The sequence below is a fragment of the Streptomyces sp. RP5T genome (genome assembly GCF_003933965.1).
Lineage (GTDB): Bacteria > Actinomycetota > Actinomycetes > Streptomycetales > Streptomycetaceae > Streptomyces.
This window is the reverse complement of record NZ_RSAJ01000294.1, coordinates 1-10,295: the sequence shown is the minus strand read 5'-3', so window position 1 is coordinate 10,295 and position 10,295 is coordinate 1. Positions and strand designations below refer to the sequence as shown.

Sequence of the window (10,295 nt, the reverse complement as noted above, 5' to 3'; positions counted from 1 at the left end):
CCTGTACGCCGTGATCACGGCCCTGGTGCACCACGTCCTGCTGGCGAACGCGTCGAGCCCCTTCCTCCTCACGGGCGAGGCGGCGAACCCGACCGGCTGGCACGCGGTGACCGCCAACGTCATGCACACGGCGATCCCGGCGGCGGCACTGGCGGACTGGCTCCTGCTGACAGCCCCCGGCCGGCTGCACCTGCGCCAGGCGGCGACCTGGCTCCTGTACCCGTTGGCGTACCTGCTCTTCTCCTTCGCCCGCGGCGAGCTGATCCCCCCGGGCACGTCCGGCCGCTACCTGTACCCCTTCCTGGACGTCGACCTCCACGGCTACAAGAACGTCCTCGGCAACGCCCTGCTCCTCGGCCTCTCCTTCTACGTCCTCGCGATCCTCCTGGTCGCCCTCGACCACGCCCGCCCGAACCCCATCCGCCACCGCTCCAAAACCGGATTTCGTCTCCAGCCACCGGTGGGCTAAAGTAAACGACGTCGCCGCGACGAGCAGCGACGATCGGGGTGTAGCGCAGCTTGGCAGCGCGCTTCGTTCGGGACGAAGAGGTCGTGGGTTCAAATCCCGCCACCCCGACGCTGGTCAGAGGCCCATTCGCTTGATCGCGAATGGGCCTCTTTCATGCCCGGGGGCCAAACAGGGGGCCGAACGAATCCCGGTCAGGCCACCGCGTCGCCCTCTCCTTCCTCCTCCGTATCCTCCTCTTCCTGATCTTCGGCGAAGATGTCGTCCATCGCTTCGGCGCCCTCCGTGATGACCGGCCGGAGCTGCTTGCGGTAGACCGCCTCTGTCGTCGCCTGGCTGCTGTGACCGACCAAGAGCGCGACGCGTTCCGGCGGGATGCCAAGGTCGGAGAGCAGGGACACGAAGCTGTGCCGGAGCTCCCGCGGGGTCCACTCCGGCTTCAGCCCTTCGAGCTTCGACACCTCGAAGATCAGCCGGTGGCCGTTCATCTACGCGGGCACCATCCCGATGCCGGAGCAAACCCCCGGATCGGGTCGAACCCGTGCACCACTTCCCTGGACGCAACCTCCGCTCGGACCACAACCGCACTAGCTTCGGGGGCCGCTCGCCGGTTGAGCTCCCCGTGTGAACCAAGGCATTCGTTCGGATGCAGCTACGGCACGTCACTTCACGCTTGTCCCTCCTCGCGGTTTCAGTGATCCCGTCTTATCGGATGATCCGTGGCCGATCCCCGGCTGGCCGGGCAGCTTGCCGGCCATCGGCCCCCTTCGGGAGGTTCAGTGAAATCGTCAAGATGGTGGGCCGACGTCGTCTCCGCGGTCAGCCTGTCCGGTTTCCTCGTCATGGGCGCTTCAGTCTCGTCGTCCGCGAGCGCGGCCGACCACTACGGCAGGGCGGCAGCCGTTCGGCAGGCCCGGCCGGACACGTTGGCACCAGCGGCACCCTCACCGATCGGACCTCCTGCGCAGCCCGGCGACGGGCAAACCGGGCCCGGTGAGCCACGCCCGTGCAGGGGTCTGGTGCCCTACCCCATCCCCGCGGCCTACCGCTCTTACTACTTCTGCGGCGACTGGCGGCTCGGCCCCAGGCGGTTGCCGACCCGCGGGCCGGTGGGAGCCATCGTCAAGGGCTACGACCGGCTCGGCGGCCTCACCGCCGTGGAGTTCCTGGACCGCTGGTGGAATCCGGCCGCCGATTCGGGCCAGGGCGACTGGCGCTATCCGCCGGACGACGGCTTCGCGCACAACGCCCAGGGCACTGTCATCGCGGCGCCGTTGATGCTGCACGCGAACCAGAACCTGATGCTCGACCGCTTCGGCGCCGAGGCGGGCCGGTTCCTCGCCCCGGCAGGCACGACGTACGGGCTGAGGGCGCTCCCGCCGTCCAGCCTCAACACCATCGACCCTCGCTACCCCTACGACTACCACCTGTACCGGCTGGCCAAGGACGTCACCGTGTGCGCGGGCCCGCAGGCGCCGGCGTTCGAGCAACCGGGCACGGGCACCCAGTACGTGACATCGAGCTCGTTCTGCCCGAGCATCCCCCGCACCAGCGTGGCCGACCTGGTGAACAACGGCACCCTCGTACGGCTGAAGACCACGTATCCGTCCCGGTCGTGACCGTGTGACCCGTGGTGGGAGACTGGCTCCATGGACCGGTTCGAGCTGTGCCGCGCTCTTCGGTCGGCCGGCGTCCCGGAGGCGTACTACGAGATCCAGGACTGTCCCCACGGGCCTCACATGACCGATCGCTACTTCCTTGAGGAGCGCGGCGGCCTGTGGGCCGTGGGTGTCCATGAGCGCGGCACGCGCGAGGTGTGGGAACGGTTCACGGACGAGGACCAGGCATGCCGCTGGCTCCACGACCGCCTGACCGGCGAGGGGCCTCCGCCCGAACCGCCCACTCCCGAGGAGATGGATCAGCTCCTGCGCGACGGTGAAGGCATCCAACGGCGGGCCCGCGAGGCGCTGGACCAGGCCCTGACCGAGGCCCGAGGCCGGACCACGGAAGAGCCTCGCCCCGACGACGGTCGTACGCAACCCCCGCCAGCGGGATGACCCGGCGCCCGGCCTCGCCCCGGTGACGAAGTACTCGGGGGAGGCGGCCGAGGTGTTCACGGGTGCCGGCGCGCGAACAGTCGGACTTTCCCGGACCCGTCCACAGACGGGGTCTGGCCCAGCGCGAGGCCACCGATTCGCCCAGCGCCCTGCGGCGGTCGAGGGACGGCATACGTCTCCGTCCTCCCAGCGGGATCTACCGACGCCCCGTAGTGCACCTTGCAGCCACTGAGCGTCTGCGCCTGACCTCTTCCAAGGCCCGACAGTGAAGTATCAGTTCAGGGGCCTGATCCAGTTCATGGATCAGGCCCCTGAGTGGTTCCTGGAGACCGCTTGGGGGCGTCGGCCCAGGTGGTCAGTGGCGATGTTGGCGACTGTGTGTGCGCTCCTGCCAGCGGTCCGTGGCCCAGGTCTTCATGTTGAAGGCGGTCACCATCGCCCGCTCGGTTGCCGAGCCCCGATGCGGGAGCAGGCCGAGTTGGCGGGCCCACTCGGCGCCGTCGAAGGTGACGCGGTCGTGGCGGATCCGACCGGAGTCGATCTCCACGAAGTCGATGCCGCGAATGTCGAACTTGTGTCCGTTCGGCGAGAAACCCTGGAACGGCTTGCCGTCGAACGTGCCCCGGATCCGCCACTCGAGAGCCGCGTTTCGTTCGTCCCCCGTCACCCCCTCCGTGGTCATCGAGAAGTCCGGCAGGGCATCGCGCAGCTCCTCGAAGAACTCTCGGACCGCGACCCGGCCGCGCTGTTCCCCGAAGGGGAGGATCTCGAAGACGGCGTCGTCGTGGACCAGGTCGCCGAAGCGGTCCAGGTCGCCGGCGTCGAGGGCGTCCGCCGCGCTGCGGGCGACGTCTGCGGGCACGACGGGTGAACTGGGTGCACTCATGGTCTCCTCCTGGCGCTGCTCGCCGGAACCCGAGGTCTCTTCCAGCCTGACCCCGCCCCCGTGACGACGCCACCCCGCACGGCCGCCGAAGAGCCCCTTCACAGGGCCGAAGGTCCTTGATGAAGGGCCCGGGAGGAGTCGCTGCCCGGAGCCGCGGCGCTCATGATGGAGAAGGAGCCACCTGGCTCTCCCCGTGCGCACCCGCCGAACGTCGGCGTCCGCCCGGGGAGACGAGGAGGAAGTCATGAAGGTCGGAGTGCTGACCGGCGGCGGTGACTGCCCCGGACTCAACGCGGTGATCCGCAGCGTCGTCCGCAAGGGCGTCCAGGAGTACGGCTTCGAGTGCGTCGGCCTGCGCGACGGCTGGCTCGGTGCGCTCCAGGGCCGTGTGGTGCCGCTGACCATCGCCGACGTGCGGGGGATCCTGCCGCGCGGCGGGACCATCCTCGGTTCGTCGCGCACCAACCCGTTCAAGCACGAGGACGGGGTGCAGCGCATCCAGGACACCCTGAGCACGCACGGCATCGACGCGCTCGTCGTGATCGGCGGCGAGGACACTCTCGGTGCCGCCGCCGAGCTGAGCCGCCACGGCATCGACCTGGTCGGCGTACCGAAGACCATCGACAACGACGTGTCCGGCACCGACTGCACCTTCGGCTTCGACACCGCCGTCGGCATCGCGACCGAGGCCATCGACCGGCTGCACACCACCGCCGAGTCCCACATGCGCACCCTCGTGGTGGAGGTGATGGGCCGGCACTCCGGGTGGATCGCCCTGCACGCCGGGGTGGCGGGCGGCGCCAACGTCATCCTCGTCCCTGAACAGCCGTTCGACATCGACCAGGTCTGCGCGTGGGTGCAGAACCGCTTCAAGACCAACTACGCGCCGATCGTCGTCGCCGCCGAGGGAGCCGTGCCCAAGGAGGGAAAGATGATCCTCAAGGACCGGTCCCTGGACGAGTACGGTCATGTGCACCTTTCCGGCATCGGCGAGTGGCTGGCCCAGGAGATCTCCCAGCGCACCGGCACGGACGCCCGCACCACGGTCCTCGGCCATGTCCAGCGCGGCGGCACGCCGAGCGCCTTCGACCGGTGGCTGGCCACGCGCTTCGGACTGCACGCCGTCGACGCGGTCAAGGACGACGACTTCGGCGTGATGGTGGCCCTGCGCGGCACCGAGATCATCCGTGTTCCCCTCGCGGACGCCACGGCACGGACCAAGGTGGTGGATCCGTCGCTGTACGAGGAGTTCGAGGTGTTCTTCGGTTGAGGCAGGGCCGGCGCGGCCGCGACGCCGAGTGGCCGACGGGGGGCCGTTCGGTCCCCGGAGGGGTCCTACGGGCTCTGTTGGGCGGTCATGACACGCCACACAGTGGCAGTGAACCGAGAGACGGCCGTCCGAGAGACGGCCGTGCGAACTCCTTGGGGGTGCGACGATGACCGATGTCCAAGCCGTACTGGGCGACGACGCGAAGGACCTGCTGACCCACACCGCTCGGGGGATCCCGAAGGAGGACCTGGTCCTGCCGGGTCCTGACTTCGTCGACCGGGTCGTGGCCGCGACCGACCGCTCGCCCCGCGTGCTGCGCAACCTCCAGTCCCTCTTCGACCACGGCCGCCTGGCCGGCACGGGCTACGTGTCGATCCTGCCCGTCGACCAGGGCATCGAGCACTCCGCGGCCTCGGCGTTCGCCCCCAACCCCCGCTACCTCGACCCGAAGAACATCGTCGAACTCGCCGTCGAGGGCGGCTGCAACGCGGTCGCCAGCACGCTCGGCGTGCTCGGGGCCGTGTCCCGGCGCTACGCGCACCGGATCCCCTTCATCGTGAAGCTCAACCACAACGAGCTGCTGACCTACCCCAACCACTACGACCAGATCATGTTCGGCAGCGTCCAGCAGTGCTTCGACCTCGGCGCGGCCGGCGTCGGTGCCACCGTCTACTTCGGCTCCGAGCAGTCCGACCGCCAGCTGCGGGAGGCCGCCGAGGTCTTCGCGCGCGCCCACGAACTCGGCATGTTCACCGTGCTGTGGTGCTACCTGCGCAACCCCGCGTTCAAGAAGGACGGCACGGACTACGCCGTCTCCGCCGACCTCACCGGCCAGGCCAACCACCTCGGCGTGACCATCGAAGCCGACATCGTCAAGCAGAAGCAGGCCGAGAACAACGGCGGCTACCCCGCGCTCGGCTTCGGCAAGACCCACCAGCGGTTGTACGACACGCTCACCACGGACCACCCCATCGACCTCACCCGCTGGCAGGTCGCCAACTGCTACATGGGCCGTGTCGGGCTGATCAACAGCGGCGGCGCCTCCGCCGGCCAGGGCGACCTCGCCCAGGCCGTCCGCACCGCGGTCATCAACAAGCGGGCCGGCGGCACCGGTCTGATCACCGGCCGCAAAGCCTTCCAACGCCCCACCGCCGAAGGCATCGACCTGCTCCACGGCGTCCAGGACGTCTACCTCGATGACAGCGTCACCCTCGCCTGATCCCTCGCCGATACAGGTGCCGGTGCCGGGTCCGCGGGCCGTACGAGGATCACCCGGGACGACGTATCGTCGCCCGGCAGGCGCCCGCAGGCCCCGCAGAACCCGGCACCGGGGCGGGTGACCGGCCCGCCCCTTTTCCCGAGGGCCGCTTGGGCGGCCTGCGCCGGTCCCCAAACCGACGCCGCCCACGAGACACTGCCCGTCCGTGGCCGCACCTGCACGGCCACGGGCAACGTCGGCGCCGAGGCGGTGTGCGGACGAGGTGCGGACGAAGCCGCCTCCCCGCCGCCGCCTCCCCGCCGCCGGCTCGCAGGCTCGTCCTGAACTCTCCCACCCCGTGCGGCTCCCGGGCATGGGGCGAACGACTCCCCCGGGGGGCCGACCGGCCCAAGTCACCTCGGCGCGGACCAAGTCACCTCGGCGCGGCCCAAGGCGCCTCGGCGCGGCCCAAGCGCCTCGGCGCGGGACCCTTCAGGGCTCGGCCTTCGGAAGCGGCCTCTCGCGTCCGGGACCTGGACCGGGTGTGGCGGGCAGGTGGCCGGTCCGATGCGCGGCGGGTTCCTTGGTGACGGAGACTCGGCGCGAGGTGACGGTGTCCTCGGCGGGATGCGCCCCGGGGGGCTCGGCGTCCAGGAGACCGTAGACCACGGTCGCGTCCACGGTCTCGTGCCTGATCAGCAGCTGGGCCAGCTCCTCCAGCTGCGTCCGGTGCCGCGTGAGCAGCTCGGTGGCGTGTTGTTCGGCCTCGCGCAGCAGGCGGGCGACCTCGGCGTCGACAATGGCCTGGGTGGCCTCGGCGAAGGGCCGGCTGGACATGGCGGTCCCGCCGCCGCCCAGGAAGACCGAGCCGCCCTGCGGATAGCCCACCGGTCCGAGCTCGGTCGACAGGCCGAACTCCCGGACCATCTTCGTCGCCAGCTCGGTGGCCGACGCGAGGTCGTTGGCCGCGCCCGTGGAGCCCTGACCGAGGACGACCAGTTCGGCGGCGCGTCCCCCGAGCCGTACGGCCAGGCTCTGGGTGAGGTGGTCCTCGCCGTACAAGTGGCGCTCCACGAGAGGGAGTTGCTCGGTGACGCCGAGGGCCTGGCCCGCGGGCAGAATGGTCACCTTGGCGACCGGGTCCGCACTCGGCGACAGCGCGGCGACCAGGGCGTGCCCGGCCTCGTGCACGGCCACGGCCTCCTTCTCCTCGGGCAGCAGCACGTTCGAGCCCTCGCGGCGGCCGAGCAGTATCCGGTCGCGGGCCGTGTCGAAGTCGCCGTCCGTCAACTCCTCGCGGTCCTCCCGTACGGCGACGATGGCGGCCTCGTTGGCCAGATTGGCCAGGTCGGCGCCGGAGAAGCCGGGGGTGCCGCGGGCCACCTTCTCCAGGTCGACGTCCTTGCCCAGGCGCTTGTCCTGGCAGTGCACCGCCAGGATCGCGGCACGCTCGGCGAGAGTGGGCAGCGGGATGGTGACCTGCCGGTCGAAGCGCCCCGGGCGCAGCAGAGCCGGGTCCAGGACCTCGGGGCGGTTGGTGGCGGCCAGCACGACGATGCCCTCGGCGGCCTCGAACCCGTCCATCTCCGCGAGGAGTTGGTTGAGCGTCTGCTCGCGTTCGTCGTTGGAGACGACCGCCCCGGCCGCCCCGCGGCGGCCGCCGAGCGCGTCGATCTCGTCGACGAACACGATGACAGGGGCCCGCTTGCGCGCCTCGGCGAACAGGTCGCGCACCCGGGCGGCGCCGACGCCGACGAACATCTCCACGAAGCTGGAGCCGACCACCGACAGGAACGGCACCTCCGCCTCACCGGCGACCGCGCGGGCCAGCAGCGTCTTGCCGGTCCCGGGCGGGCCGACCATCAGCACGCCGCGCGGGGCCATCGCCCCGGCCCGCCGGTAGCGTTCGGGGCGCCGCAGGAAGTCGACCACCTCGGCGATCTCGGACTTGGCGCCCTCGTACCCGGCGACGTCGGCGAACGTGGTCTCGGGCCGTTCCGCGTCGAAGACCTTGACCCGGGACTTGCCGACCCCGCCCAGAGCCCCGGTCATCTGTGCGGCCCCGCCCTTGGACAGACGCCGCCAGAACCAGACGATCAGGACGATCGGCCCCAGCAGCAGGATCCAGGACAGGACCTGCGAGCCGCCGGACGGTGAGGTGGAGGGCTGGGACGCCGTGATCTCCACGTGCTTCTTCTCCAGCCGGCCGAGCAGTTGGTCGCCGGCGAGCTGGACGGGGACGACCGTGGTGAAGCGGCGTCCACCGGTGAGCGTGCCGTCCGTGTCCCCGTCCGTCTTGATCGTGACGGACTTGACCTTGCCGGCGTCGACGTCGTCGAGGAACGCCGAGTACGTCAGGTTCACCTTCTGCGTTCCGGTGGGCTGGAGCCCGGGCAGCACCGCCCACAGACCGACGGCGAGGAGGACCGCCAGGGGCCACAGCCAGTGCCGCCAGGCCGGCGGGGGTGGCGGCGCGGTGGGCACAGGCCGGTTCCCGGGAGGTGGCGGCTGGGCCTGCTTGGTCATGGCGTCCTCCGCGCGTGCTCGGGTGGCCGGCCTACCCGGTCGGGGTGATGTAGCGGGCCGGATCGGCGTCGAAGGCGGAAGTGCAGCGCGCCGAGCAGAAGTGGTAGAGGGTCCCGCCGGCCTCGCGGCGGGCGGTGGCCCCGTACTTGCTGATCTGCAGGCCGCACACCGGGTCCGTGACCGTCTCCGGACTTCCGTGCCGGTGATGGTTGTGACGGCGGATGCTCACGTCGGCCTCCGGTTCCGGGATGCGGCAGGGCGCGGGGCCGTCGGCACCCGGCGCGCGTCCAGAGGGCTGAACGGTGGGGCATACGTCCACTGTCATGGCCGCGTGCTCCGCGCCACAGGGGCCCACCGTCCCGCGCAGGGGGGCTACCCGGCCCATACGCCCCGCTCGTCGGGCGGCCGTGCGGTGCGGTGCGATGCCCTTGGAGCCGGGCGTGAACGCCCGCCTCCGTCATCCCCACCGTCACCGCGACGGCCTCACCGCGCGGCACGGCGAGCGTGAACACCGTCACCGTCACCGCGACGGCCCGACAGGGTGATCGCCAGCCAGCTCGCCCAGCCGACCGGCTGCGGAGCCCAGAAGCTGATCGCCCGGTACAGGAGCGTCGCGGCGATCGCCGAGGCCGGCGGCAGTCCGTACAGCACGAGGAGTGCGGACAGGCTCGTCTCCACGACGCCGAGACTGCCGGGGGTCAGGCGCAGGCTGCCGGGGATCTGGGTGAGGACGTAGGCGAGCAGCAGGCCGTGCCAGGGCACGCCGATGTCCAGGGCCCACAGGGCGGCGACCAGGCAGGCGAGGTCGAGGGCCCAGTTCAGCAGCGCGCAGGTGACCGGACGGAACCAGGGCCGGAGGCCGGGTTGGAGGTCACGGGCCTGCTCGACCAGGCGGGCCAGCTCCTGCTGTGCCTGCCGGACGCGGCGCGAGCGCGGGCCGACCCGCCGCCATACCCGCTCCGCCGCGGTGCGGAAGCCGGTGCAGCGGGACGCTCCGAGCACCGCCAGCGCGATCGCCACCACCGTCAGCAGGCCGAGGAGGGGAAGCAGTACGGTGCGCAGTCCCGCCGGTCCCGCGGCGACCGCGCCGGCCACGAACACGACGGCCAGGCTCAGGGCCGACAGCGCGCCGGCCATGACGAGGACCGCGACCGCGAGGACCTGTTCCACTTCGCGGCGGCGCAACTGGCGGTAGACCCAGGCGGCCGAGAAGGCCGCCCCGCCGGGCAGCGCGCCGGCCACCGCGTTGGCGGCCACCACGACCGCGGTCGTGCGACGCAGACTCCAGCGCGCGCCACCCGCCGCCAGCAGCCATCGGTACACGCAGGCGAAGCACACGAACGACAGCGCCTCGCACCCCACCGCGAGCGCCACGGGCAGCGGGTGCACCTCGGCGATGAGGCGGTACGCCTGCGCCAGCTCACGCCGTCGCAGGACGGCGACCAGGATCACGGCCCCCGCGAGGAGCGCGGCCCCCAGCCACCACAGCATCCCGGGTGGCGCGGGACGGCCCGTCTCCCATCCGGCGCGGCGCACCGCCCCTGGTTCCGACCGCCCGGACATCGGCCCTCACTCCCGGGCGGTGCGAGGACGGCTGACCTGGCAGGTGGGGCCGGGGAACAGCCGGGGGTGGCGGCCCCGCGGTACCGCTCCGGTCGCCGGGCCGCACCGCGGATCCTTGCGGCGGTTGCGTTCCACGGCCGCCTGCCTCCTTCCCGGCCTCGGCCGGCCTGCTCGGCGCCGCTGACGGGGTCAGTCCGCCCGGGCCGTGGGGCGGGGCCAGTCGACGGCCAGCCGGTCGCCCTCGTCGGTGACGTGGGTGCCCAGCTCGGCGCAGGCGCGGATCAGCCGGTCCGCGGTCCACGTGTATTCCGCCCGGTCGACGAGGCGGG

The 10,295-nt window shown here is 71.6% G+C and carries 9 protein-coding genes, 1 tRNA gene and 1 pseudogene; 6 read left to right on the top strand and 5 right to left on the bottom strand.

Features of this window, described 5'->3' with window-relative positions:
• Together EHS43_RS26665 and EHS43_RS26660 are read left to right on the top strand one after the other, a co-directional pair.
• The coding region (locus EHS43_RS26665) for a Pr6Pr family membrane protein (RefSeq protein WP_185806424.1) at positions 1-469 on the top strand (469 nt) is incomplete at its 5' end.
• Positions 470-503: 34 nt separating this feature from the next.
• Positions 504-577, top strand: a tRNA-Pro gene (locus EHS43_RS26660).
• 83 nt (positions 578-660) lie between these two features.
• Here EHS43_RS26660 and EHS43_RS26655 read toward each other — a convergent pair.
• Positions 661-921: pseudogene (locus EHS43_RS26655) on the bottom strand (tyrosine-type recombinase/integrase); the annotation flags it as partial.
• Between the two features lie 564 nt (positions 922-1,485).
• Between EHS43_RS26655 and EHS43_RS26650 the strand changes: the two are divergent.
• Together EHS43_RS26650 and EHS43_RS26645 are read left to right on the top strand one after the other, a co-directional pair.
• Positions 1,486-2,085 (top strand): TNT domain-containing protein, encoded by a 600-nt coding sequence (locus EHS43_RS26650; RefSeq protein ID WP_185806423.1) that lies wholly within the window; start codon positions 1,486-1,488, stop codon positions 2,083-2,085.
• A gap of 30 nt (positions 2,086-2,115) precedes the next feature.
• A complete protein-coding gene (locus tag EHS43_RS26645) occupies positions 2,116-2,523 on the top strand; it encodes a hypothetical protein (RefSeq protein ID WP_125193291.1) in 408 nt (135 codons plus the stop codon).
• 355 nt (positions 2,524-2,878) lie between these two features.
• Here the strand turns inward: EHS43_RS26645 and EHS43_RS26640 are convergent, their stop codons facing one another.
• Positions 2,879-3,409, bottom strand: a complete 531-nt coding sequence (locus tag EHS43_RS26640; protein ID WP_125193290.1) for an ester cyclase — start codon at positions 3,407-3,409, stop codon at positions 2,879-2,881.
• Positions 3,410-3,653: 244 nt separating this feature from the next.
• Between EHS43_RS26640 and EHS43_RS26635 the strand changes: the two genes are divergently transcribed.
• Together EHS43_RS26635 and EHS43_RS26630 are read left to right on the top strand one after the other, a co-directional pair.
• Positions 3,654-4,679 (top strand): 6-phosphofructokinase, encoded by a 1,026-nt coding sequence (locus EHS43_RS26635; protein ID WP_125193289.1) that lies wholly within the window; start codon positions 3,654-3,656, stop codon positions 4,677-4,679.
• 166 nt (positions 4,680-4,845) lie between these two features.
• Positions 4,846-5,898, top strand: coding sequence for a class I fructose-bisphosphate aldolase (locus tag EHS43_RS26630; RefSeq protein WP_125193288.1), 1,053 nt, complete (start codon positions 4,846-4,848; stop codon positions 5,896-5,898).
• A 471-nt stretch (positions 5,899-6,369) separates the two neighbouring features.
• On the opposite strand, the gene ftsH is transcribed toward EHS43_RS26630, so the two are convergent.
• The 3 genes from ftsH to EHS43_RS26615 form a co-directional block, all read right to left on the bottom strand.
• Positions 6,370-8,403 (bottom strand): ATP-dependent zinc metalloprotease FtsH, encoded by a 2,034-nt coding sequence (ftsH, locus tag EHS43_RS26625; RefSeq protein WP_125193287.1) that lies wholly within the window; start codon positions 8,401-8,403, stop codon positions 6,370-6,372.
• 31 nt (positions 8,404-8,434) lie between these two features.
• Positions 8,435-8,632 (bottom strand): YHS domain-containing protein, encoded by a 198-nt coding sequence (locus EHS43_RS46665; RefSeq protein ID WP_185806422.1) that lies wholly within the window; start codon positions 8,630-8,632, stop codon positions 8,435-8,437.
• Positions 8,633-8,886: 254 nt separating this feature from the next.
• On the bottom strand, positions 8,887-9,966 hold the full coding sequence (locus EHS43_RS26615; RefSeq protein ID WP_260470728.1) for a lysylphosphatidylglycerol synthase transmembrane domain-containing protein: 1,080 nt from the start codon (positions 9,964-9,966) through the stop codon (positions 8,887-8,889).
• Positions 9,967-10,295: the final 329 nt, after the last annotated feature.